The sequence below is a fragment of the Gallibacterium faecale genome (assembly GCF_027920745.1).
GTDB lineage: Bacteria > Pseudomonadota > Gammaproteobacteria > Enterobacterales > Pasteurellaceae > Gallibacterium > Gallibacterium faecale.
The window spans coordinates 1-23,707 of sequence record NZ_JAQIBB010000046.1 but is presented as its reverse complement, the minus strand read 5'-3'; the positions used below and the strand labels follow the sequence as shown (position 1 = coordinate 23,707).

Annotated in this window: 24 protein-coding genes, 5 tRNA genes and 1 pseudogene; 15 read left to right on the top strand and 15 right to left on the bottom strand. The window is 36.9% G+C overall.

What is annotated here, in order from left to right; all coding sequences use genetic code 11:
- Positions 1–4: 4 nt before the first annotated feature.
- Both gyrB and PF272_RS03935 read right to left on the bottom strand, forming a co-directional pair.
- Positions 5–2,425, bottom strand: coding sequence for a DNA topoisomerase (ATP-hydrolyzing) subunit B (gene gyrB / locus PF272_RS03940; protein ID WP_271141699.1), 2,421 nt, complete (start codon positions 2,423–2,425; stop codon positions 5–7).
- 126 nt (positions 2,426–2,551) lie between these two features.
- Positions 2,552–3,043: a hypothetical protein gene (locus PF272_RS03935; protein ID WP_271141698.1), complete on the bottom strand. Its 492-nt coding sequence runs from the start codon at positions 3,041–3,043 to the stop codon at positions 2,552–2,554.
- Between the two features lie 127 nt (positions 3,044–3,170).
- On the opposite strand from PF272_RS03935, the gene yihI reads away from it, so the two are divergent.
- From yihI to yggU, 6 genes are read left to right on the top strand one after another with little or no spacing between them, the layout of a single operon-like run.
- Complete coding sequence (gene yihI, locus PF272_RS03930) at positions 3,171–3,725, top strand: Der GTPase-activating protein YihI (protein ID WP_271141697.1); 555 nt, start codon at positions 3,171–3,173, stop codon at positions 3,723–3,725.
- A gap of 2 nt (positions 3,726–3,727) precedes the next feature.
- Positions 3,728–4,162, top strand: coding sequence for a DUF2489 domain-containing protein (locus tag PF272_RS03925; RefSeq protein WP_065237565.1), 435 nt, complete (start codon positions 3,728–3,730; stop codon positions 4,160–4,162).
- A gap of 22 nt (positions 4,163–4,184) precedes the next feature.
- Complete coding sequence (gene hemN, locus PF272_RS03920; protein ID WP_271141696.1) at positions 4,185–5,552, top strand: oxygen-independent coproporphyrinogen III oxidase; 1,368 nt, start codon at positions 4,185–4,187, stop codon at positions 5,550–5,552.
- Between the two features lie 15 nt (positions 5,553–5,567).
- The gene (locus tag PF272_RS03915; protein WP_271141695.1) at positions 5,568–6,125 is read left to right on the top strand and encodes a YggT family protein; all 558 of its coding nucleotides are present in this window, start codon (positions 5,568–5,570) and stop codon (positions 6,123–6,125) included.
- 33 nt (positions 6,126–6,158) lie between these two features.
- Positions 6,159–6,644 carry a GNAT family N-acetyltransferase gene (locus PF272_RS03910; protein ID WP_271141694.1) on the top strand — a complete coding sequence of 162 codons (486 nt, stop codon included), beginning with the start codon at positions 6,159–6,161 and terminating at the stop codon, positions 6,642–6,644.
- Between the two features lie 24 nt (positions 6,645–6,668).
- Positions 6,669–6,956: a DUF167 family protein YggU gene (gene yggU / locus PF272_RS03905; RefSeq protein ID WP_271141693.1), complete on the top strand. Its 288-nt coding sequence runs from the start codon at positions 6,669–6,671 to the stop codon at positions 6,954–6,956.
- Positions 6,957–6,969: 13 nt separating this feature from the next.
- Here yggU and glpQ read toward each other — a convergent pair whose 3' ends face one another.
- The gene (glpQ, locus tag PF272_RS03900; RefSeq protein ID WP_271141692.1) at positions 6,970–7,962 is read right to left on the bottom strand and encodes a glycerophosphodiester phosphodiesterase; all 993 of its coding nucleotides are present in this window, start codon (positions 7,960–7,962) and stop codon (positions 6,970–6,972) included.
- 163 nt (positions 7,963–8,125) lie between these two features.
- Between glpQ and PF272_RS03895 the strand changes: the two are divergent.
- The 4 genes and pseudogenes from PF272_RS03895 (at position 8,126) to PF272_RS03880 (ending at position 12,361) form a co-directional block, all read left to right on the top strand.
- Positions 8,126–9,427: pseudogene (locus tag PF272_RS03895) on the top strand (extracellular solute-binding protein).
- A gap of 72 nt (positions 9,428–9,499) precedes the next feature.
- Positions 9,500–10,363, top strand: coding sequence for an ABC transporter permease subunit (locus PF272_RS03890; RefSeq protein WP_271141691.1), 864 nt, complete (start codon positions 9,500–9,502; stop codon positions 10,361–10,363).
- A gap of 9 nt (positions 10,364–10,372) precedes the next feature.
- On the top strand, positions 10,373–11,230 hold the full coding sequence (locus PF272_RS03885) for an ABC transporter permease subunit (protein WP_271141690.1): 858 nt from the start codon (positions 10,373–10,375) through the stop codon (positions 11,228–11,230).
- 12 nt (positions 11,231–11,242) lie between these two features.
- Positions 11,243–12,361 (top strand): ABC transporter ATP-binding protein, encoded by a 1,119-nt coding sequence (locus tag PF272_RS03880; RefSeq protein ID WP_271141689.1) that lies wholly within the window; start codon positions 11,243–11,245, stop codon positions 12,359–12,361.
- A 48-nt stretch (positions 12,362–12,409) separates the two neighbouring features.
- On the opposite strand, the gene slyD is transcribed toward PF272_RS03880, so the two are convergent.
- The 8 genes from slyD to PF272_RS03840 all read right to left on the bottom strand — a co-directional run bounded on the left by slyD (position 12,410) and on the right by PF272_RS03840 (position 19,069).
- Positions 12,410–12,985, bottom strand: a complete 576-nt coding sequence (gene slyD / locus PF272_RS03875; protein ID WP_271141688.1) for a peptidylprolyl isomerase — start codon at positions 12,983–12,985, stop codon at positions 12,410–12,412.
- A gap of 49 nt (positions 12,986–13,034) precedes the next feature.
- Positions 13,035–13,769 carry an SIMPL domain-containing protein gene (locus PF272_RS03870; RefSeq protein WP_271141687.1) on the bottom strand — a complete coding sequence of 245 codons (735 nt, stop codon included), beginning with the start codon at positions 13,767–13,769 and terminating at the stop codon, positions 13,035–13,037.
- Positions 13,770–13,788: 19 nt separating this feature from the next.
- The gene (locus PF272_RS03865) at positions 13,789–14,331 is read right to left on the bottom strand and encodes a DUF1523 family protein (protein ID WP_065233814.1); all 543 of its coding nucleotides are present in this window, start codon (positions 14,329–14,331) and stop codon (positions 13,789–13,791) included.
- 46 nt (positions 14,332–14,377) lie between these two features.
- Positions 14,378–15,163, bottom strand: coding sequence for a YchF/TatD family DNA exonuclease (locus tag PF272_RS03860; RefSeq protein ID WP_271141686.1), 786 nt, complete (start codon positions 15,161–15,163; stop codon positions 14,378–14,380).
- 4 nt (positions 15,164–15,167) lie between these two features.
- Complete coding sequence (gene holB / locus PF272_RS03855; protein ID WP_271141685.1) at positions 15,168–16,166, bottom strand: DNA polymerase III subunit delta'; 999 nt, start codon at positions 16,164–16,166, stop codon at positions 15,168–15,170.
- On the bottom strand, positions 16,145–16,777 hold the full coding sequence (gene tmk / locus PF272_RS03850) for a dTMP kinase (protein ID WP_271141684.1): 633 nt from the start codon (positions 16,775–16,777) through the stop codon (positions 16,145–16,147). The genes holB and tmk overlap by 22 nt, the downstream gene beginning before the upstream one ends.
- Positions 16,777–17,823: an endolytic transglycosylase MltG gene (gene mltG / locus PF272_RS03845; protein WP_271141683.1), complete on the bottom strand. Its 1,047-nt coding sequence runs from the start codon at positions 17,821–17,823 to the stop codon at positions 16,777–16,779. Before mltG ends, tmk begins: the two co-directional genes overlap by 1 nt.
- A 130-nt stretch (positions 17,824–17,953) precedes the next feature.
- Positions 17,954–19,069 (bottom strand): methionine biosynthesis PLP-dependent protein, encoded by a 1,116-nt coding sequence (locus tag PF272_RS03840; protein WP_271141682.1) that lies wholly within the window; start codon positions 19,067–19,069, stop codon positions 17,954–17,956.
- A 259-nt stretch (positions 19,070–19,328) separates the two neighbouring features.
- On the opposite strand from PF272_RS03840, the gene PF272_RS03835 reads away from it, so the two are divergent.
- The 5 genes from PF272_RS03835 (at position 19,329) to PF272_RS03815 (ending at position 19,834) form a co-directional block, all read left to right on the top strand.
- A tRNA-Gly gene (locus PF272_RS03835) sits at positions 19,329–19,404 on the top strand.
- Between the two features lie 4 nt (positions 19,405–19,408).
- Positions 19,409–19,495 (top strand) — tRNA-Leu (locus tag PF272_RS03830).
- Between the two features lie 22 nt (positions 19,496–19,517).
- Positions 19,518–19,593: transfer RNA gene (locus PF272_RS03825), tRNA-Gly, on the top strand.
- Between the two features lie 4 nt (positions 19,594–19,597).
- Positions 19,598–19,684 (top strand) — tRNA-Leu (locus tag PF272_RS03820).
- Between the two features lie 76 nt (positions 19,685–19,760).
- A tRNA-Cys gene (locus tag PF272_RS03815) sits at positions 19,761–19,834 on the top strand.
- 541 nt (positions 19,835–20,375) lie between these two features.
- Here PF272_RS03815 and PF272_RS03810 read toward each other — a convergent pair.
- The 4 genes from PF272_RS03810 to PF272_RS03795 all read right to left on the bottom strand — a co-directional run.
- Positions 20,376–21,974: a hypothetical protein gene (locus PF272_RS03810; protein WP_271141681.1), complete on the bottom strand. Its 1,599-nt coding sequence runs from the start codon at positions 21,972–21,974 to the stop codon at positions 20,376–20,378.
- A 2-nt stretch (positions 21,975–21,976) separates the two neighbouring features.
- Positions 21,977–22,552 (bottom strand): baseplate complex protein, encoded by a 576-nt coding sequence (locus tag PF272_RS03805; protein WP_271141680.1) that lies wholly within the window; start codon positions 22,550–22,552, stop codon positions 21,977–21,979.
- The gene (locus PF272_RS03800; protein WP_271141679.1) at positions 22,549–23,304 is read right to left on the bottom strand and encodes a hypothetical protein; all 756 of its coding nucleotides are present in this window, start codon (positions 23,302–23,304) and stop codon (positions 22,549–22,551) included. The genes PF272_RS03805 and PF272_RS03800 overlap by 4 nt, the downstream gene beginning before the upstream one ends.
- A gap of 48 nt (positions 23,305–23,352) precedes the next feature.
- The coding region (locus PF272_RS03795) for an enoyl-CoA hydratase (protein WP_271141678.1) at positions 23,353–23,707 on the bottom strand (355 nt) is incomplete at its 5' end.

Here is a 23,707-nt window from a genome sequence, read left to right as displayed (position 1 = left end):
TCCATTAAATATCTAAATTTGCGTGTAACGCATTGGTTTCAATAAAGTCACGGCGAGGTTCAACTTCATCCCCCATTAAGGTTGTAAAGAGCTGATCTGCTGCGACTGCATCTCGAATAGACACTTTCAACATACGGCGTGCTTCTGGATCCATAGTTGTTTCCCAAAGCTGTTCTGGATTCATTTCACCTAACCCTTTATAACGCTGTACTGATAAGCCACGGCGAGATTCTTTCACTAACCAATCTATCGCTTGCTCAAAACTGGTAACATTTAGACGACGCTCACCGCGTACTACATAAGCCCCATCTTCGATTAGATTACGTAATTGGTGACCTAATTTCAGGATTAAACTATATTCACTTCCTTCAACGAAATGGAAATCAAGCAAATAATCTGTATCGATCCCATGCGTGCGAACAGTAATCACTGGTTCATAAAGATGACGTTCTGCATTGTACTGCACTTTTGCCGCATAATGATTTCCATGCAACTCTTTCTTCGTTAGGGTATCAACTAAACTTTCTACCCATTGTTGTACAGATGCTTCTTGTTGCATGACTGCTTTATCTAAATCAGGGTGATAAACAAGGGCTTGTAAAATTGCTGCTGGATAACGGCGAGATACACGTTGAATCATCTTATTGACACGATTATATTCCGCAACAAGGTTTTCTAACGGTAATCCTTGCATCGCTGGTGCTGATGGATGCACAAATAATGCAGCACCATCTAATGCAATAGAAAGCTCATATTGCGTCATTGCATCATCATCTTTGATATATTGCTCTTGTTTTCCTTTTTTCACTTTATAAAGTGGCGGTTGCGCAATATAAACGTGTCCACGTTCAATTAACTCTGGCATTTGACGATAGAAGAACGTTAATAACAAAGTACGAATATGTGATCCATCGACATCCGCATCGGTCATAATAATGATACTGTGATAACGCAATTTATCTGGATTATATTCATCTCGTCCAATACCACAACCTAATGCAGTGATTAATGCAGCTACCTCTTGTGATGAAAGCATTTTGTCGAAACGTGCTTTTTCCACATTTAGAATCTTACCTTTTAACGGTAAAATTGCTTGATTCTTACGGTTACGACCTTGTTTTGCCGAACCTCCTGCAGAATCTCCCTCCACAATATAGAGTTCAGAAAGTGCTGGATCACGTTCTTGGCAATCTGCTAATTTACCTGGCAAACCACCTAAATCTAATGCACCTTTACGGCGAGTCATTTCTCTTGCTTTACGCGCTGCTTCTCTTGCTCTCGCTGCATCAATAATTTTACCTACAATGATTTTTGCATCGGCTGGATTTTCTAATAAATACTCTTGCAAACGCTCACCCATTGTAGATTCGACCACACCTTTTACTTCAGAAGATACTAATTTATCTTTAGTTTGTGATGAGAATTTTGGATCAGGAACTTTAACCGATACAATCGCAACTAATCCTTCACGCGCATCATCCCCTGCCATTGAGATTTTGGTCTTTTTATTGTATCCCTCTTTTTCCATATAATTATTAAGTGTTCTAGTCATTGCACCACGGAAGCCCGCTAAGTGCGTACCACCATCACGTTGAGGAATATTATTAGTAAAACAATAGAGATTTTCTTGGAAACCATCATTCCATTGCAGAGCAATTTCTACCCCAATACCATCTTTTTCGGTCATAAAATAGAATGGTTTTGGGTGAATTGGATTTTTGTTACGGTTTAAATATTCAACAAACGCTTGAATTCCACCTTCATAATGGAAGTGATCTGATTTATCAGTACGTTTATCAAATAATTTAATTGAAACACCAGAATTTAAGAAAGAGAGTTCTCTCAAACGTTTAGCCAGAATTTCATACTGAAATTCCACATTACTAAAAATGGTTGGGCTTGGCCAGAAACGTACAGCTGTTCCTGTTTTATCACTTTCACCAATGACAGCTAATGGCGCTTCAGGTACACCTAAATGATAAAACTGCTCATGAACATGACCTTCACGGCGAATAGTTAATTGCAACTTATCTGACAATGCATTAACAACTGAAACCCCAACACCATGTAAACCACCAGATACTTTATAGGAGTTATCATCAAATTTACCTCCAGCATGAAGGACGGTCATAATCACTTCTGCTGCTGATACGCCTTCTTCCTCATGAATCCCAACAGGAATACCACGCCCATCATCTTGTACTGAAACGGAATTATCTTCATGAATAGTGACAACAATATCCTTACAATATCCTGCAAGCGCTTCATCAATCGCATTATCCACCACTTCAAATACCATATGGTGTAATCCAGTACCATCATCGGTATCCCCGATATACATTCCCGGACGTTTACGTACGGCATCTAGCCCTTTTAAAACCTTGATACTTGATGAATCATAAGAACTTGACGTTTGATTTGACATATTTTTATTCTCTAGTTTTTACTCAAAAAATTAGGCGAAATTATAGCAGAAAAGGGGATTAAATCCTAGAAAATACCTTAGATTACCCCTTACCTTTTCGTAGTAAATTTCACCATTTAATTGCATTTAAGGACGACATTGTTGAGCAAATTTTTCGCTTCCTTGCTCAATCCAAATTTTATTTTTTGCTGAACGCTGTGCTTGTAAATCACGCAATGCATCATAAATCCCTTGCTGTAAACTCGGTAGATCAATACCCTGCCAACAGTTCAAACGTTGAAAATTACTCTGTAAGTCTGCTGCAAAAATCATTCCACTGTAATAATCATAAATATAGGCATCAAACCCTTTACCTTGATCATAAAGCTGATGTTTTAACTCAGAGATCGGTTGTTTATATTTGCCTTTAAACCAATCCAATACACCATGTTCAAATGAATCAACATAAAATTTATCATTTACTCGCCCTTGGTAAGTTTGTTGCGTTGCTTCATAAGCTGGCGCATAAGATGTTTGCACAATCTGTTCTAGCGGTAATTCAATCACTGGTTTAGGCGGCGTTTTTCCCGCACAAGCACTCAACACCAATACAGAAATAATTAGCAAGACTTTTTTCATACTATGCTTTCCTTAACTTCAAATTAAACTAATATACCTAAAGCAGTAGATGCTAAATTTTACAATTCAATGTTATAATCGCAACCCATATCACCTTTTTATAACCATTTATTATTCATTTTTGATTATGAGTCGCCAAAAGAAAACTAGAAAAATTAGTGATTTAATGCCTACACGTAAGCAAGATAAAAAAGAGCCTACTATAGCAAAAAAAGGCAAAAAGCCGACCCGCTATGAATTAGATAATAAAGCGTGGGAAGAAAAACGTAAAAAGAAACATAAAGGCCGCCCATCAGGCAACCGTTATAGCCCAGCAACTGAAAAACATCAGGTTAATCAACAGGTTAATAAAGATCCTCGTGTTGACAGTCGTAAAAAAATTCCATTAATTGTTGAAGAAGTTAATCGCCAAAATGTCACTGTATCTGATGAAATAAAACAATCTAAAAAAGTTATTTCACCAGAACAAGAGTTATTAGCCTTAGAAAATAATGTTGCATTAAATGAGTTACTCGATCAATTAGATGCCGGTGTAACTTTATCTAAACAAGATCAACAATTTGTTGATCAATGCCTAGCAAGAATTGAAGAGCTAATGGAAATCTTAGGTATTGAAGATGATGAAGATGACCAAGATCTCTACCAACAATTTGAAAAAATAGATATCAATCAATTTAAGTAATTATGAATAGTACGGTTTTATTATTTAGTATCGGTAGCCTAATTGTGCTTGCCATGCTTGGTTATTTAATTTCGCTATTACTAGCAATCAAAAAACAAAAACGAATGTTACAACAAGCATATCAACAACGCTTGGATCGTTTACAAGAAAGTATTGTGATTATTGCGAAAGCTATGTTGACTGATGAATGTAACCATTCTGAAGGGGTACTGCGTCTTAAACCATTACTTGAGGCTTATGGTAAAATTCAATTAAATGCGTTTCCTGCTATGTATCAGCTTTATCTCACGGTGAGAGAGATGCCGATTAAAGAGGAACGTCAAGCGTTAGCCAAGAAAGAAAGACGCCAATTAGATCGTACTCGAGAAAGTACGGAATCAAAATTAGAACAACAAATCAAATCGGAGTTACCTCAACTACTTGAGGGAATCAAATAATTAATTTAGTGGGAAATATATTATGTCCGAAATCTTGTGGGATCATGATCTGATTCGTAAATATAACCAATCAGGTCCTCGTTATACGTCTTATCCAACTGCATTAGAATTCAACGAAGTTTATAATAATGATGACTTTGTGATGGCGGCAAAACGTTATCCATCTCGTCCGTTATCTTTATATGTACATATTCCGTTTTGTCATAAACTTTGTTACTTCTGTGCTTGTAATAAAGTGATTACTCGTCATCAACACAAAGCGGATATTTATCTCGATTACTTAGAAAGAGAGATTCGCACGCGTGCATCACTCTTTTCACAACGTACAGTTACTCAAATTCACTGGGGCGGTGGTACACCAACTTATCTTACAGAGGAACAATCTGCACGTTTAATGGCTATGCTACGTGAGAATTTCACCATCAGTGATGAAGCTGAAATTAGTATTGAAATGGATCCGCGTGAAATCGAACTTTCGATGTTAGAGCATTTGCGTAATATCGGTTTTAACCGCATTAGTATGGGAGTTCAAGACTTCAATAAAGAGGTACAAACCGCAATTAACCGTGAACAAGACGAAAATTTCATCTTTGCTTTAATGCAGCGTGCTAGAGAACTTGGTTTCCAATCAACAAACCTTGATTTGATTTATGGTTTACCACTACAAACCTTAGAGAGTTTTATGTTTACCTTGAAAAAAGTGGTAGAACTCAACCCAGATCGTTTAAGTGTATTTAACTATGCTCATCTACCGACTCGTTTTGCTGGGCAACGTAAAATTAAGGATGAACAGCTCCCTTCTCCTGAAACCAAACTGGCTATTCTGCAAAATACAATCGAGTTTTTACAAAAATCAGGATATCAATTTATTGGTATGGATCATTTTGCTAAACCTGATGATGAACTGGCTATTGCACAAGCAAACGGTGTATTACATCGTAATTTCCAAGGTTATACCACACAACAAGAGTGTGACTTATTGGGGTTAGGGGTTTCTGCAATTAGTTTATTAGGTGATACTTATGCACAGAACCAAAAAGAGTTAAAAAGCTATTATGCTAACGTAGAAACTCGTGGTATCGCATTGCATAAAGGTTTGGTACTCACCAACGAAGATTGTTTACGCCGTGATGTCATTAAAGCGTTAATTTGTAACTTTAAATTGCCATTTGCAGCGATAGAACAGCAGTATCAAATTGACTTTAAATCCCACTTTGCAGAAGATCTCGCATTATTGGCACCTCTGGTTGAAGACGGGTTATTACAAATTAATGATGACAATATTACCGTTTCTGCAAAAGGTCGTTTATTAATTCGTAATATTTGTTTATGTTTTGATACTTACTCTCGTCAGCAAGCAAAACGCCAACAATTCTCACGAATTATTTAATAGATAGGAGATTTAATGAACACATTGCAATTCCTTGTACAAACCATTATTGGTATTTATCTTTTCATCTTAGTAGCAAAGACGTGGCTACAATATTGTCGTGTTGATTATTACAATCCGATTTCACAAGCATTAGTTAAACTTACAACACCTGTATTAGCGCCACTACGCAAGCTAATTCCAATGAAATATAACATTGATTTTGCTGCTCTCTTGGTCGCTTTTGTGTTAGGCGCAATTAAATTACCGATTTTATATTGGTTGATGGCTGGTAAATTGTCATTAGATATTTTCTACCTTTTATTATTAGGTGTTCTCTCTATTGCTAAGGCTTGGGGTGAAATGATTTTCTGGGCAATTTTCTTACGAGCCATTATGAGTTGGTTTAGCCGCGGCAATAATCCTTTAGATTATCTGTTATATCAAATTAGTGAACCTTTATTGGCTCCTATCCGCCGTATATTACCAAGTACAGGAATGTTAGATTTTTCCGTAATGGTGCTTGGTATTCTACTTATTTTATTGAATAACGTACTGCTCGATATATTCGGACAACTTTGGTTAATTGCATAAAGTTATTTTGATAAGCTTTCTAAGGAGAGTAAAGTGCGAGTAGAACAAGCTACACTAGAGGATCTTTCTAAAATTGAAGAAATTTACCTAGCCGCTAAACAATTTATGAAAATAAATGGTAATGGTAGCCAGTGGCCTGATAATTATCCTGGGAAACCGGATATTATTCGAGATATTGAAAAACAATCTCTGTATAAATGTATTGATAACAATGATGGCGCCATTGTTGGTGTCCTCTGTTATCAATATGGGCAAGATATTGAACAAAACTATCTTTCAATACAGGGCAACTGGATTAGAGAGAATACTTATGGTGTAGTACACCGTTTAGCTTCTATTAAACGCGGTGTTGGTCAATATTTATTAGAATGGGCATATAACCAACACCACCATCTGCGTATTGATACCCATCAAGACAATATCCCAATGCAAAATCTATTAAAAAAATTAGGTTTCTCTTTTTGTGGAACTATCATCTTGCAAGATATTCTGGAAGAACGTATTGCATTTGAAAAATAGCATTCAACAAATATTCTTTTCATTATGCCGGTACAACAAACAGAACAAGGATTATTACTTAATATTTATTTGCAACCTAAAGCCAGCAAAGACCAAATTGTTGGCTTACATGGTGATGAACTTAAGGTTACCATCACAGCTCCGCCTATTGACGGACAAGCTAATGTTCATCTGATTAAATTTCTCAGCAAACAATTTCGTGTTGCTAAAAGCCAAATTGAGTTACGCAAAGGTGAATTAAATCGCCACAAACAACTCTTCATTACTGCGCCAACACAAATTCCTGAAGTGATTGCTCAATTATTGAAATAAATTAATTTGCTTGTTATGTTGAAAAATACTGTACTGCAAGATCAGGAAAATCGGTAAAAATACCGTTAGCCCCAGCCTTAATTAGCGCTTCTAACAACTCTTCCATACTATTAGCATATTCAGGTAATTTATCTTTTCTTACAGTATAAGTATGGACACCTAACCCATATTGTTTTGCCCAATAACCTAATTTCGTTGGGACAATATTACCTTTCCTTGATAACTGTCCATCAAGTAACATCGTAAATTCTGGACTAATTCCATCAAAATGTGTTGCAATTTCTTTGATACCTTCTTCAGTAAAGACCCAATCATAACTATAATTTCGCCATTTATTTTCACTTATCTTTTCTTGTGTTTCTTGCCAATCTGTATAAGCAATTAAAAAGTGTAGTGGCAACTCTACCCCTAACATTGGCAATAATTGATACTTAATTCTGAGTAACTCATGATAATCAAAGGTTTCAACAATAATATTCTCTGTACGTTGGTAATAACCATACTTTTTTAATAATGTTAATGTTGCCAGACTAATATCCTTCCTAGCTTGATGATGTAACCAAGGTGCTTTAATTTCAACATACAAACCAATTGAACATGACAAAGTTTTCTCTAATCCTCGGATAAACTGTAGTTCTTCCTCAAAAGTATGAATAGAGAAACGACTCGCCCATAATGGAAAACGATTCGGATAGATCGCTTGTTGTTGTCCTGCATGTTGTATAAATGGCTCTGTCATTTGTAATTGACGAATTTCCGCTAAAGTAAAATCCATCACATAAAAATGCCCATCTGCTCTCGCTCGATCAGGAAAATAATCAGCTACATTACTAATCCCATCTAAGAAATGATCATGTATAACTACCAATTGATCATCTTTTGTCATTACCAAATCTAATTCTAAGAAATCTGCACCTTGTCCAATCGCTAATGCTTTGCTTGCAAATGTATGTTCAGGTAAATATCCACAAGCGCCACGGTGCGCAATGACTAATGGTTTTGTCATTTAGGCCCCCTTTTTCTGTTCTTTTCATCCTAACTATAGGCATTTATTATGACGACTTAATGACAACAACATAATTTATAACTGTCATTAATTTGTCACAATTCTTTGCTACATTTCACCACAATAAAGCAACCCTATCATCTTATCCAGAAGGAGAAAACTTATGTTATCAAAGAAGTGGCTTTATTTAACGTTAGGTGCAACTTTAGTTGCTAATGCCAATGCAACGACTGAAATCACTTGGTGGCACGCTATGGGTGGGCAACTTGGTGAAACTGTAAATAAAATCGCTAATGATTTTAATGCATCCCAAAATCAATGTAAGCTAAATCCTGCTTATAAAGGCTCATACGAAGAATTACTTACCGCTAGTATTGCTGCTTTCCGAGCTAAAAAATCTCCTAATATTATCCAAGTACATGATGCTGGTTCTGCCACGATCATTAATGCCAAAGGGGTTGTAGTGGGCGTAGAAGATCTAATGCAACAAAATAATGTCACATTTGATAAGAATGACTATATTGCTGGAGTGCGTAATTTCTATGCTGATAGTAAAGGCAAAATGATTGGTATGCCATTTAACTCTTCAACACCAGTTCTTTATTACAATCAAGAAATTCTCGATAAAGTCGGCGTTAAAGCGCCAAAAACATGGGAAGAATTTGAGGTTGTAGCGAAAAAATTAAAAGATGCTGGCTATACAGCATTATCTGAATCACATACACCTTGGATCTTTGCTGAAAATTTTATGTCACATCATAACTTACAGCTTGCTGATCAAAATAATGGTTATGATGGCGCTGCAAAACAAATTTACTATAACAATCCAGATATGGTAATGATGTTTAAAAAGTTAAAAGAATGGAAAGATAAAGGTTATTTTAATTATTATGGTTCTGATTGAGGACCAAATCAGGATGCATTTGAAAAAGGGGATGTTGTGTTATGGTTAGGTTCCTCTGGATCATTTGGTGGTATCAAGCAAAAAGTAAAATTTAAATTTGCTACTGCTTTCTTACCTTACTGGGATAGTTTGAATAAAGGTAAAGAATACAATACATTCGTTGGTGGAGCAGCATTATTTGCGATGTCTAATCACCCAAAACCAGAAAACCAATGTACCGCTCAATTTTTCAATTATCTCTCAACCCCTGACGTGCAAGCATTCTGGCATAAAGAAACTGGTTACGTCCCTGTTACACACGCAGCCTATGAAAAAGTAAAAGCTGAAGGTTACTATCAAAAAGAACCTGCAGCAGAAACTGGCGTATTACAACTTGATCTACCTAGTGGTGAATGGACTAAAGGCTATCGTTTAGGTTACTACCCACAAATTCGAGTTGTGATGAATCGTGAATTTGACAAAATCTTTGATGGTAGTAAATCTCCAGAAGATGCATTAAAAACGATTCAAGTAGAAAGTGATAAGCTACTCGCTCGTTTTGCACAAACAGTTGAACAATAATCTACTTTTGTCCTTAACCGCTCTAGGTTAAGGGCTTTTTCATTACTGGCGGATAATAAAAATGAAAAAAATGTGTTTAAACATTCTCCCATTCCCTATTTATTCATTGCCCCACAACTGTTAATCATCTTGATTTTCTTTGTTTGGCCTGCTTGGGAATCAATTCGTATCAGTTTTTTTATGGAAGATCCGTTTGGACTTGGTTCTACTTTTGTTGGATTACAAAATTACTTTGATATTTTTCACAATAATTTTTACCTACAATCCATTCAATTTACCTTAATTTTTTCTGTATTAGTCACTTTTTTCTCTCTTGCTATTGCGCTGTTACTTGCAGTAAAGGCAGATAAAGTAATCAAAGGGCAAAAGGTTTATAAAATTCTCATTATTTGGCCTTATGCTGTTGCCCCGGCTGTTGCTGGAATGATTGGTGTATTTCTACTGGATTATCATGTTGGTCCTCTTTACCATTTACTCAATTTCTTTTGGGAATTCGATCATAAGATAGATCCATTTGATGCTGGTTTTGCCGTAGTTTTGGTTTCAGTATGGAAACAACTAAGTGTCAATTTTGTTTACTTCTTAGCTGGATTACAGAGTATTCCAAAATCTATTCAAGAAGCAGCAACTATTGATTGTCGCAGTAACACCAAACGTTTTTGGTCTATTACTTTTCCATTATTAGCGCCAACAACCTTCTTTCTTCTTATTATTAATATCACTTACGCTTTTTTCGACACATTCGGCATTATCGATACGCTAACTCGAGGACGACCTGGTGGGGCAACGACCACGCTTGTTTATAAAGTTTATCAAGATGGTTTTGTAGGTGTTGATTTGGGTGGTAGTTCTGCTCAATCCGTCATTTTGATGTTATTTGTCATTCTGCTAACAGTTATTCAATTTAAATACATTGAGAAAAAAATTCACTATTAAGGATCTATTATGAAATTGAATAAAGTTATCGATCACATTATTTTAATTGTTGGTGTGCTATTTTTGATGTTGCCATTATGGCTCATTTTTACTTCCTCAACACATAGCACCGAGGAAATCGCTCGCAATGGATTACAATTCTGGTTTGGTGATCAAGGATTTGCAGCTTATAAAACTATCTTATTTGGTCATACTGACTCTGACCCTCAGGCCGGTACTGCCCTTGTACACGGTATGTTATTACTAAAAAATTCAATGATTTTAGGATTAGGATTTGCGATTGGTAAAATTATCATCTCTATGACTGCAGCCTATGCAATTGTCTATTTCCGTTTCCCCTTTGGTAATCTTATTTTTTGGATTGTGTTTAGTTCACTCTTGATGCCTTTAGAAGTACGGATTATTCCTTCTTATGAAATTGTGGCTAAATTAGGTATGGTTAATACTTATACTGGACTAATCCTCCCCTTAATCGCATCTGCCACAGCAACATTTTTCTTTCGCCAATTCTTCAAATCAATTCCAGAAGAATTAATTGAAGCAGCGCGTCTAGATAATGCTGGCCCATTCCGTTTTTTCATAGATATTTTATTCCCTTTATCAAAAACAATGATTGCAGCAATTTTTATCATTATGTTTGTTGTAGGTTGGAATCAATATTTATGGCCAATTCTAATGACTACGGATGAAAGCTTTAAAACACTATTATTAGGCATCAAAGATATTATTAGTGCTTTATATGAAGGGCGTATCCCTGACTATGATCAAATCTTTGCTCTCGCCGTAATTTCCGTTATTCCACCTGTCTTGGTTGTGATTATATTTCAAAAGTGGTTTATCAAATGCCTTATTCAAACAGAAAAATAGAGAGAGAATTTTATGTCTAGTTTACATATCAATCAGGTTTCTAAAATCTATTCTAATGGCAAAAAAGCAATTAATGATGCCAATGTTGAAATTAACTCTGGAGAGTTTGTGGTATTTGTTGGCCCTTCTGGTTGTGGTAAATCCACTTTATTACGTATGATCGCTGGTTTAGAAACTGTCAGTGAAGGCGATATTCTATTAGATAACATACGTATTAATGATGTTGAGCCTGCTGATAGAAATATTGCAATGGTATTTCAAAATTATGCACTTTATCCACATATGACCGTGTATAACAATCTCGCTTATGGTCTAATCAACCGTAAGGTTTCAAAAGAGGAAATTGAAAAGCGAGTCAATACTGCTGCTGAAATGCTGCAACTTACTGAATATCTTAACAGTAAACCACATGAACTTTCTGGTGGTCAGCGTCAGCGTGTCGCAATGGGACGAGCCATTGTACGTGAACCAAAATTATTTCTCTTTGATGAACCACTCTCAAACCTTGATGCAAAATTACGTAATATTATGCGAATGGAAATAAAAGCATTACAGCGTCGTTTAAAAACCACATCAATTTATGTAACTCACGATCAAGTAGAAGCCATGACCATGGCAGATAAAATTGTCATTATTAATGCAGGGAAGATTGAACAAATCGGTACGCCAGATGAAATTTACAACCAACCTCGAAATCTCTTTGTAGCCACTTTTATGGGATCACCTGCTATGAATATTTTACAAGCCAATATTCATGGTCACCAATTATCCCTAGCTGAAGATGCAGATATTACGACCCAATTTCATCTAGAACAATATTACAGTGAAAATACGTATAAACAGCACAACGCATATAAACGGATTTTCCTTGGCGTTCGACCAGAAAGTATTACATTAAGCAATCATCCTACTCCAAATCATCCTTTGCAAATTCCTATTTGGGTAGAAGCTATTGAAGATTTAGGTCCACACTTTATCGCTCACTGCCTTGTTGGTAATCAAAAAATGCTTGTCTTAAGCCGTAATAAAGAAATTCAAAGTGAATCACATGCTTTTGCTCAATTCAAACATGACGCACTGTATTTATTTGATCAAAGTAGCGAATTGAATGTTACACCACAACTGTTATAAACATAAAAAAGGGCGGATATCCGCCCCTTTTCTGTGGAAATTTTGCTATTAGTGATGATGGTGATGTTCACCACAACCGCAACCACCATGACCACCGCCACAGCAGCCTCCTTCTTCATCATCGTGGTGATGATCATGTCCACCACAACAACCTTCACCATGTTGATGTAAATGGCCATGCGCAATTTCTTCTGCTGTTGCTTCACGTACAGATACGACTTCTACCGTGAAAAGTAATGATTGGCCCGCTAACATATGGTTACCATCTACAACTACATCATTATCTGTTACTTCAGTAATCACAACTGGTAATGGACCATGATCAGTATCCGCAATAAAACGCATACCTTCTTTTAATTCATCAACACCAACAAAAACATCTTTTGGCACACGTTGCACTAAATTCTCGTTATAAACACCATACGCTTCTTCTGGCGCTACCTTAACATCAAATTTTTCACCAACTTCTTTACCTTCTAAGGCATTTTCTAAACCAATCACCAAGTTATTATGACCTTGTAGATATTCTAGTGGTTGATTCGCTGGTGCTTCATCAACTAAAACGCCATCTTCTGTACGAACTTGATAAGCAATGCCTACTACATGATTTTTTGCAACTTTCATTAATTTCTCCAATAATTGTAGGAATAAGAATAAAATTGTAACGGAATTTCTATTTTTCGGATAGTGAAATCACAACATCCGCACTCATCATTAATCGGGTTTCCCCTGGTGTAAAACTTAAACCATCATTAGCAGCTTGTTCAGCTACCGCTGTTTTTGCTAAACGCATAGGCATCGCTCGAGTCGCCATATACCCTGAATTATTCAAATTAATATTGATAATATGATACCGCTCACGGTGCAATTCCGTTTTAATGACTTCTGCTTGCTGTTGTGCCAAAGCCAATAACGTTTTTACCATCTCTGCTTCTTGCTGTTTTCGCATTTCCGTAGAAACAAAGAAATTTGTATTTTGCACGCTAAAATCATTAGGTAATTCAGAAATAAAGATAGCCACTTCAGCAAAATCACCGCTCTCTAATGTCAGACTTGCCTCTAATGTCCAACCAACCACCTTACCCTCATTACTATAATTTGCATAGCTATTGCGTTGATTTCCTACTACTCTTAAAGCAGGATAATGTTTCGCTAGCTGAGGTATCAGATCATCAATACGTTGTTCAAGCGCTTGTCTTGCCTTTTTAGTCAATTTATTTGTCCGAATTTGAGTATTTAATACAACTTGAACCCTATCTTCTTTAACTACTGATTCTGTTGTGACTTGATAACTGACTTTACTTAAATTATCTAGCTGAGTTGATACACTATTATCGGCTTGAATTTGCCCAATAAAAAACATCCCAACTACAAAACAAATTCGCCCTAATAATGCTCTCTTGTTCATATTTTTCATTACGCCCTATTTACTCACTATCAAACCAACCACGAATAAATTGAATTGATAAAAATAATGTCAAAAGTAAGACAATATACAAAATATAACTGACGATTGGGTGTGATGCGGTATCTTCTGCGGTGACTTCTTTCAATGAAACCACATTACTAAATTCATCAAACATCGTAATCCGCCAACCATAATACTTTACTTGTACTAACGCTTTTTCACTGGCTAGCGCTTGTGCTTTGGCTTGAATATTTGCGGAATCAAATTTGAAATAAAATGGAAATCCCCAACGCGTATCTTCATTGCGATAAACCATCACTTTCTCAGTTTGTGGTTCTTGAGTATAAATATAATAAACATCTCTGGTTGGGCCATCAGCAGGATTTGACTTGGTAATTGGGCCATCTTTATCTACCCGTTTTACTTCAACACCTGTGATTTGTTTAATCGCATAGCTTGGAAAAGTGTAATTCACTCCTGCGGCTAAAATAAGATGTACAACTAATGCAACAGTAATGAAAAACCACATAAAAAAACGGCGTACTTTAGAGTGCTGTGCCATAGTTATTTCCCCTTTTATATCAATAACTGTTATTTATCCTAGCATATTATTGTGACAAATTAACGCCAAATAACTGACTAAAGTTGTTTGTTGTGATCTCTGCCAATGCTTCTGTGGAAACGCCTTTCAAAGTGGCTACATATTCACAAACTTCTCTTACATAAGCTGGCTGATTCTGTTTTCCACGATAAGGAACAGGTGCTAAATAAGGCGAATCCGTTTCCACTAAGAGCCGATCAAGAGGTACACGGCGAATCACTTCTCGAATATCTTCTGCATTTTTAAATGTAATAATCCCTGACACCGAAATATAAAATCCGAGATCTAAAGCTTGATCCGCAAACCATTGGTTTTCAGTAAAACAGTGAATTACGCCACCACAATGTTCTGCATGATATTCTTTTAATAGACTAAGTGTATCTTCACCTGCGGATCGTGTATGAATAATCACGGGTTTATTAAATTGGTTAGCAATATCAATTTGTGCTGCAAAACAAGCTTGCTGTTCAAGTTTATTTTCTGCACTGTAATAATAATCTAAACCGATTTCTCCTACGGCAACTACATCTGGTAACGCAATGATCTCTTTTAATTTTTCCGCATCAAATACTTCATCGTCAATATCTAATGGATGTAGCCCACACGAAAATGAAATGTCACTGCGTTGCCCTAACATCTGCTGTAATTGATGAAAACGAGAAATTCCCACACCAATCGCAAGGCAATGTTTCACATCTCGCTGTTTCGCTTTTTCTAAAACATCATCAACATTTTTATGTAATTTTTCATAATCCAATGCATCTAAATGACAGTGTGAATCAACAATAAACATCTCTCTAACCTTCAAATACGTTTTCAATCATTTCTATTAATCCATTAGCAATAATTAACTCTTGGTTAACACCATTAATCGACAACAAATCACCTCGCATTCGGCGAATTATTGCTAATCCTTGATAAATTTTTAATGCCGATAATTGTTGGGCGAATGCTTCAACACCTTGGCGTAAATCATTACATTGCCAACCTGTATGAATTGCCAATGCGCCTTTTAAAGCATCCATTAAAAACGCTTCTAGCCAATTTAACTGAGGAATCGGATTATCCATTTGAAAATAAGGCAATAGCATTAATAAATTTCTATTACGATAAAACTTCCAAAATTGACGTAAAAACTCTAAACGTTTAGCAATTTCACCCTGCTCTAGGGTATTTTTTGCGGCAAATGGCCGTCCGTAATTCATTGCTAACGCAATTTGTAAATCATTACTTGGTTTAAACCCTTGTGCTAACAGCCAAGCTACACCTTGATCTTGAGTTGGCAATGGTAATGGCCAAAGTTGGCATCGGCTATAAATTGTGGCAAGTAATTGATGTTCAATATCTGTTTGCAATAAAAAATAACAATCTGCTGTTGGTTCTTCTAATGTTTTTAACAGTGCATTTGCTGCGGCTTCTGTTAATTGTTCTACTCCTTGGATATACACCACTTTCGCACTCTGCTGCTGACTATGCCGAGAAAGTTTATCTGTGATTTCACGGATACTTTCAATACTGATCTTTTTTCCTTTTTCTGCCGCTAAAAAATAAAAATCAGGATGAGATTGGTGTTCAAATAATTGACATTGACGACACTCACCACAAGCTCTCCCTTGCTGTTTATGTTCGCAAAACAGCCATTGAGCAACTGCCTGACAAAACTGTTCCGCACCATTATCATTCGCACTGCGAATCAATAACGCATGGTGCCCATGCCCATTTAAAAAAGCTTGGGTAATTTGTTGATAAACAGGCTCAAGCCAAACTAGCCCGTTTAATTGTGTCGTTGGAACCATGAATTAATAGCCTGATTAAGTTGTGCCGTTACCTCTTCGATTGCAAGATTTGCATTAATTGTCACGCTATTGGGATCGTTAGCGACTAATTGCAAATATCGTTGGCGTGTACGTTCAAAAAAATCAATTTGTTGTTGTTCAATGCGATCAAGTTCACCACGGCTTCTCGCTCGTGATAAACCAATTTCAGGATCAATATCTAAATATAAGGTCAAGTCCGGACGGAAGTCCCCTAAAACTGTCTGTTTGAGTGTTTGTAATAGTTGCGAATCAATTTGTCTTCCGCCACCTTGATAAGCTTGTGACGAAAGATCATGGCGATCACCAATCACCCATTTTCCTTGTGCTAACGCTGGTTTAATCACATTTTCAACTAATTGTACACGGGCTGCATATAACATTAATAATTCAGCTTTATCAGTAATTATTTCATCGCCTTCACCCTGTTTGATTAGCTGACGTAATTTTTCTGCTAATGGTGTGCCACCAGGTTCACGCGTAAAGACAAATTCGTTAATACCTAATTGTTGTAATTTTTCCACGACTACATTTTTTGCTGTAGTTTTTCCTGCACCTTCAAGCCCTTCAAGTACAATAAACTTGCCTTTCATTATTTATTTCCTTGTTGATTTTTCCAATTACGATACCAGCGCAAATAATCCTGTACTGCACGATTATGTTCATTCAAAGTACGACTAAATTTATGTCCGCCATTACCATCTGCGACAAAATAGAAATAATCTGTTTTTGAGGGATTTGCTGCTGCATCAAGAGAACTTTTATCCGGCATAGCTATCGGTGTTGGTGGCAAACCATCAATAATATAAGTGTTATATGCGGTTTCCGTATTAAGATCTTTTTTCGTAATATTGCCCTGATATTTTTCACCCATTCCATAAATCACAGTGGGATCAGTTTGTAATTTAATTCCTTTCTTCAAACGATTGACAAATACAGACGCAATCTCTGGTCGTTCACTGGCTACAGCACTCTCTTTTTCAATAATTGAAGCTAAGATTAATAATTCATAAGCTGATTTTAATGGCAAAGTTTGATCACGTTGTTGCCACACCTGCTGTAAGGTCTTTTGCATCTTATCGGCAGCACGTTGTAATAACGCCAAATCAGTCGAATTTACCGTGTAATAGTAAGTGTCCGGATATAACCACCCTTCCATTTTGCCTACGGTCTTATCCTCATTGGGTAGTTTTAATAATTGATAAATTTCAGCTTCACTTTTGTCAGCCAAGGTATGCTGTAAATGTGGAGCTTCTGCTAGTGCCTTACGCCACTGTGCAAAAGTGCTTCCTTCAGGCAAAGTAAGGGCAAATTGAGCCTCTTTGCCACTATGAATTAATATCAGTAATTGCTGTAAATTTTCGATCTTTGTTAAAGAAAATGTTCCTGCTTTCAATGTATATTCAGGATGTAATTTGAATAAATAGGGTAAACCCCAAACTGACTCTTGCAATAATCCTTGCTGCACCAATTTTTCAGCAAATTGTTTACTACTTGTCCCTTTTTCAATAGTCAATAATTGTTGTTCGGTATGAGAAATTGGTAAAGTCAATAATTGAGAAAGATGGTGGTAAACATAAGCACCAGCGCCGCCTAAGCCAATCAATAATAGCAAGAATAAAGAGAGTAATTTTTTCATCGATATTGAACTACTTTTTAAAAAGTGGCTAAGTTTACCATAAACTTAACCTATTCTAAAAATATGGTTATCCATAATATAACAGCGTGTAGGTAATTACTCCGACACGCTGTTACAACAACACTAAAGATTATCTTTTTGCCACTTCAAGCGCTTGTAATACATCTGCTTTAATATCTTCGATATTTTCCAAACCGACAGAAAAACGCAATAAACGATTACATACACCACGGGCAATACGTTCTGCCTCAGGAATATCCATATGAGTTTGCGTAGCTGGATAGGTAATAAAACTTTCTGTTCCACCTAAACTTTCTGCAAAAGTAATCAATTTTAATGCCTTCAAGAACGGTACTACCCACTCTTCTTTCGATAAACGGAAAGATAGCATCCCCCCTTTATTTGGATATAACACATCTGTTACTTCAGGTTGTTCCGCTAAAAATGCTGCAATTTGTTGAGCATTTTGTTGATGACGTTCCATACGTAAAGATAATGTCTTTAGGCCACGAATTGTTAAGTAGCAATCAAATGGCGCTAACACTGGACCTGCGCCATTTTGCATATAGTAAAGGCGATCACATAACTCTTGACCTTTAGCAACAATCAATCCCGCCAATACATCATTATGACCTGCAATATATTTAGTCGCACTGTGAATGACAATATCAGCGCCATGCTCAATTGGACGGAATAATACGGGTGTTAAGAAAGTATTATCTACAATTAATAACAAATTATGTGCTTTAGCCACTTTTGCTATCGCGTCAACATCACACTCTTCCATCAATGGGTTAGAAGGCGTTTCAATAAAAATCGCTTTTGTATTTGGTGTAATTGCTTGTTCTATTGCAGCTATTGATGCTGTATTCACATAAACAGGTTTTACCCCATGATTATTTTTATAACAGAAGTCTAATAAACGGTATGTTCCACCATAAACATCACTTGAGATAATCCACTCATCTGGGCTTGTAAATAGACTCATAATTAGTTGAATGGCTGCCATCCCAGATGAACAAGCAAAACCACGATCCCCACCTTCTAATTGAGCTATACCATTTTCGAGTACGTTTCTGGTTGGATTTTTGGTACGAATATAGTCAAAATTATCGGTAGCAATTCCTTTAATATCTGTATGACCAAAAGCAGTAGATAAATGAATTGGTGTTGCTACTGAACCTGTACTTGGATCAGAGCGATTACCCAGTTGAACTAAAAGAGTTTCTATTGATTGTTGTGTCATAAAAATTCCTATCCTTAACTTTATACAACAAAGGTCATCATTCTGGCACAAACTTCACTTCCAGAAAAGCAATTCACTCTAGTTCATAAATTTTCAGCACTTTACGCATAAAAAAACAACAAAACACGACTATCTATGGGTAATAAGCTTTTTTTTTCATCAATCAAACAAAAAAGTAAGAATTATCGTTTGACAAAAAAAATCAATTCCGTAAAATGCGCCTCGTTGATTAACGATGCTGACAGCAACATTAATCTTAGCGGGAATAGCTCAGTTGGTAGAGCACGACCTTGCCAAGGTCGGGGTCGCGAGTTCGAGCCTCGTTTCCCGCTCCAAACTGCCCGGGTGGTGGAATCGGTAGACACAAGGGATTTAAAATCCCTCGCCTTTCGAGGCGTGCCAGTTCAAGTCTGGCTTCGGGCACCATTAAAATTTGATAAAAAAATATGCGGGAATAGCTCAGTTGGTAGAGCACGACCTTGCCAAGGTCGGGGTCGCGAGTTCGAGCCTCGTTTCCCGCTCCAAACTGCCCGGGTGGTGGAATCGGTAGACACAAGAGATTTAAAATCTCTCGCCTTTCGGGGCGTGCCAGTTCAAGTCTGGCTTCGGGCACCATTGATAATAAAGATTGTGATTTTTTCTTTGTTTTAACTATTTCTTAATTCTTTATATCACTCATTAATATTATTTTGGCGTGTTAGCAAAGCGGTTATGCACTGGATTGCAAATCCATGTAGATCGGTTCAACTCCGGTACACGCCTCCACACCTCTTTTAATTGTCTATTTTTTGTTCTGGTGGCTGTTTGGTGGCTGTTTGGTGGCTGTGGCTGTTATTTTTTTAGTGGCTGTTATTAGATCTAATTTAGTTATATTGCCTATTTTTTATTCAAAAGATAGCTTTTATCTTTAACTGTAATCAATTTTTACATTTCTTTTCACGTAAAATTATATTTCTGTTTATTTTTCATATAGATAAAGATATGTACTTACAAAACAGCAATAAAATAAACTGAAAAACACCGAAATTAACTGAAATTTTACAAAATGATCTTTTTTACTTATTCCAGTCACACCAAGCTATTAACTGATCTTTTTTCTGTTGCTTAACTGAAAAATTAGAAAAATTTTTCATAAAATCCGCAGGTGAGCGAGTGAATTTTGCGTGACGTAGATTTTGACGTAATAAATTTGACTCAATAAAAAAAGGGCTTTCGCCCTTTTATCTATATAATTGTTTTAATTATGATTTAATGCCTTATTTAAAAAATAAATTGCCAAATTGGCAACTTTTTTTAAGTTGACCAACTATTCAATTATCGGTGTTAGCTTCGCCTTTTCTTCTGTTGCCCTACTTGATTGACTTGCAAACTCACCTGATTGTACTGGTGGTGACCCACCATGTGTATGATTCGCAGCAGTTGCAGCAACATCAGCAAGAATCTGTATAGTTTCTTCTAATATTCGATAAATATTCTGTCCCTCTGATCCTGCATATGACTTCGGGGCAACATGACGTATCTTTTCATCTGATACCATTTGAGCAAGCCCTTTTATTTTTTGATCTAACGCACCACCTACGCCAACCATTTTATTACTTGCCGTTACTTCTGTGATATTGCCAACAACTGACGTCGTAAAATTTCCGCCTACATCAACGGTTTTATCCGCGTCAATCTCGCTTGTGCTTGTGCCAATTTGCTTTGTTTCGGAATCTGTCTTAATCACACGATTAAGCGATTTATCCGTTATTGTTTGATCGGTTTCTCGAATTTTGTTACCAGCTGCGTCTGTGCGTTCGTAAACTTCTGGTCGTTGCTGTTTTAACTGCTCACCTATCGCTACTGCTGGCACTGTTTTATCTTGAGCCAACATCGTACGCACAAACGGCTTATCTTGCCGTCCATAGGCAAACCCTAGCTCTACAATAGTGCCGACTTCTGGAAATGCAAAATCACCGCCCTGCGAGCCTGTACTAGTGACTGGTAACGGTACTGCAGAATAAACACCAACTTTTTCATCATTGCCGTTTTCATCCAATAACTGCACTTCAACGGCATATTTAGGGCGAAATTGATCAGAAATATCACCGCCCGCACTTGCATCCGCAACACCGACAATTCTCGCTAATCTCGGTAAATGATAACCGCCTGCCAGCTCCGGGAATTCCTTTTCTATCATATTACGACCTGGAGATTTTCGCTCTGGTTTGCCGTTATTGTCGCTTTCCTGCCAGTATAAAATTAATTCATCATCAACTAATTCGGTTTTGTTGATAATCTGATTATTAATAATCGCACCTGGTCTAATCGCAGCATAAATTGGTAATGTCATCGTATTACTACCGCTTGCTAACATATCGCCATTATCAATCGTAATCGCTTTACCCGCCCAACGGCTATCATTATGACTACCAACATAGATTGATCCATCTGGCGATTGCTGCCAGATATATTTTTGAATGCTAAACAGATCGCCTAATTTATTAATGAGCTGATAGCCCGACCCTGAATGTGTAAAATTCGGAATCGGTGTTGTTGCATATGCTTGTGGGGGTGTTTTTACCGAAATTCCTGTCTGTTGAGTAACAAACGCACACACATCATTCAAGGTTGCGTGACGAATCGAGCAATTTAACATCCGCTCCAACTTAGCCGCGTTTTCTCTGATCAATAATTTTTTAAAGCCTGGCTGTTCATCTTGCACTTGCTCAACAAACCCCTGCAAATACTGATAAAAATTGTCGTGTGTACCGACTTTAATTGTAACCGACTTACCAACAAATTCGCTTTCTTCCGCCTCAATAACAATATAGCCTCGACCTGTATTATTTAGCTCAAGAACAATCATTACACTACTAAGATGATAATTTTTATTGTCTATCAAACATTCTTTAATAATTTTCATCTCTAAAATCCTGCCTTTTCTAATAATTTATCAAAATCTGTTCGTAGTGAACTGTCCGCATTTGCGTCTTTTGATTGCTGTGTAGATTGTGCTTGCGTTGCTTTTGTTTCTTGCTGTACTTTCGTTGTCGGTTTCTTTTTACGTTGCTCTTTCTTCTCGCTGACACTATTGATTTCTCGCAGCTTAAACGATACTTGCCAAGCCAATAAATTAGTTTGTTCAACCACAGAAATTTCATCGGTAAATTGCACTTCTCGCATATTGATCGCTTCCGCACTAATCGCAGCAACCCGATATTTCACTTGTTCGCCTTTTTTATCGACTGCTTCGGCTAGATTAAACAGATCAGTAAGATTTTGTTTATCTCGATATGCAATAATGCCTGTGACATTAATTTCTTTTGCTTTTACCCCTTTATCTGTTTTTTTCGTGCTTGACTTCTGCCCGCTCATATCTTTTTCTTCGCGTCGCATACTTACCGTGATAATCATGTTAGACATATAAATCGGTTTACCGTTTAAAGATAACTGCACTGACGGTCTGCGACGCTGCCCAAAAATATCTGATACTAAACTCATACAATCATCCCCCGAATATTTGATAAGTCATTACCGACATACATCACTAACGCAGTATAAACATACGCAGACGACGGCTTACCAGCTTGTAATGTAAGCGCTATTTGCTCTAATGTACCTGTTGCCTGATATGCGTAAATTGACGCTTGTGCAGATAGCAATTTATTCACTTTTTGTTGATTCTCTTCCTCTTTTTTTGCTTTTTTCTGCAAAATATTATTAATTAGCGTTGTCGGATCGCCCCTCACTGCCATCGCCATTGCATTAGCATTACGCATAACTCCGTTTAAAGATTGTGCAGATGCTGGCGTAATATCCGCACCAGGTGAAAATGCTGGATAGCCTACCGTTGGCATTTTTATCATTTTTGTTGTTGCCAGATCTTTTTGTGATTTTGCATAGTCATACGACTGCTTAAAAACAGGATCAGGTAATAAAACAGCGACTTGCTCAAGCTGTGTAATAAAATCATCAATATTTTGTGTAGATACCATAATACCGACTACATCAACACTATTTGTCGGTCTGTTTTTATCTGATGTATCTGCAAATTTAGCCGAAATTGCTTTTATTGCATTTTCTGGTGATAGATAGCGTCCATCTTTTGTTTTGCTACCATGCGTCCAGTTATGCACGCCCAACTTCGTGCCTGTCACCGCTAAATTAACTGGCTGTACGTTGCCTCGCTGAATATCAGCTAGCTTATCTCGCATTTGTGGACTTAGTTTTAATAATCGTTTTTGCCACATCATAAATTCCCCTTTTTATATAAAAAACGGGCTTACGCCCGATTAATAATTTTATTTTCGACAAATAACCGCTAACTGATTCGGGCTAAATCGCCACCCGTCTTCGCTACCATATTTAATCGCATTAAAACACCACTCTGAGCAAAAATACTTATCCTGTTTTTGCTTAACACCAAACGCAATCCCCACTACACCTCGCCAGTCATAAGGTTTGCCTTTGGTTTGCTCATAATAAGCTTTGATTTCTCGCTCGGTTAAATTAGGAAGCTCAATCAAGTCCCACTTGCCGTTATTAAGGTTAATAATCTGTTGCCGTACTCCACCATCACGAGGGCTTGAGCTATAACACTCAAACCACTCCTCACGATGGTAATGGTCTCTTATCTCGCTCTTACAAACCGCAATC

Bases quoted from the DNA above. Each gene is read 5' to 3' on its own strand.
- gyrB (WP_271141699.1), bottom strand. From the start codon at position 2,425: ATGTCAAATCAAACGTCAAGTTCTTATGATTCATCAAGTATCAAGGTT.
- PF272_RS03935 (WP_271141698.1), bottom strand. From the start codon at position 3,043: ATGAAAAAAGTCTTGCTAATTATTTCTGTATTGGTGTTGAGTGCTTGT.
- yihI (WP_271141697.1), top strand. From the start codon at position 3,171: ATGAGTCGCCAAAAGAAAACTAGAAAAATTAGTGATTTAATGCCTACA.
- PF272_RS03925 (WP_065237565.1), top strand. From the start codon at position 3,728: ATGAATAGTACGGTTTTATTATTTAGTATCGGTAGCCTAATTGTGCTT.
- hemN (WP_271141696.1), top strand. From the start codon at position 4,185: ATGTCCGAAATCTTGTGGGATCATGATCTGATTCGTAAATATAACCAA.
- PF272_RS03915 (WP_271141695.1), top strand. From the start codon at position 5,568: ATGAACACATTGCAATTCCTTGTACAAACCATTATTGGTATTTATCTT.
- yggU (WP_271141693.1), top strand. From the start codon at position 6,669: ATGCCGGTACAACAAACAGAACAAGGATTATTACTTAATATTTATTTG.
- glpQ (WP_271141692.1), bottom strand. From the start codon at position 7,962: ATGACAAAACCATTAGTCATTGCGCACCGTGGCGCTTGTGGATATTTA.
- PF272_RS03885 (WP_271141690.1), top strand. From the start codon at position 10,373: ATGAAATTGAATAAAGTTATCGATCACATTATTTTAATTGTTGGTGTG.
- PF272_RS03880 (WP_271141689.1), top strand. From the start codon at position 11,243: ATGTCTAGTTTACATATCAATCAGGTTTCTAAAATCTATTCTAATGGC.
- slyD (WP_271141688.1), bottom strand. From the start codon at position 12,985: ATGAAAGTTGCAAAAAATCATGTAGTAGGCATTGCTTATCAAGTTCGT.
- PF272_RS03870 (WP_271141687.1), bottom strand. From the start codon at position 13,769: ATGAACAAGAGAGCATTATTAGGGCGAATTTGTTTTGTAGTTGGGATG.
- PF272_RS03865 (WP_065233814.1), bottom strand. From the start codon at position 14,331: ATGGCACAGCACTCTAAAGTACGCCGTTTTTTTATGTGGTTTTTCATT.
- PF272_RS03860 (WP_271141686.1), bottom strand. From the start codon at position 15,163: ATGTTTATTGTTGATTCACACTGTCATTTAGATGCATTGGATTATGAA.
- holB (WP_271141685.1), bottom strand. From the start codon at position 16,166: ATGGTTCCAACGACACAATTAAACGGGCTAGTTTGGCTTGAGCCTGTT.
- tmk (WP_271141684.1), bottom strand. From the start codon at position 16,777: ATGAAAGGCAAGTTTATTGTACTTGAAGGGCTTGAAGGTGCAGGAAAA.
- mltG (WP_271141683.1), bottom strand. From the start codon at position 17,823: ATGAAAAAATTACTCTCTTTATTCTTGCTATTATTGATTGGCTTAGGC.
- PF272_RS03840 (WP_271141682.1), bottom strand. From the start codon at position 19,069: ATGACACAACAATCAATAGAAACTCTTTTAGTTCAACTGGGTAATCGC.
- PF272_RS03810 (WP_271141681.1), bottom strand. From the start codon at position 21,974: ATGAAAATTATTAAAGAATGTTTGATAGACAATAAAAATTATCATCTT.
- PF272_RS03805 (WP_271141680.1), bottom strand. From the start codon at position 22,552: ATGAGTTTAGTATCAGATATTTTTGGGCAGCGTCGCAGACCGTCAGTG.
- PF272_RS03800 (WP_271141679.1), bottom strand. From the start codon at position 23,304: ATGATGTGGCAAAAACGATTATTAAAACTAAGTCCACAAATGCGAGAT.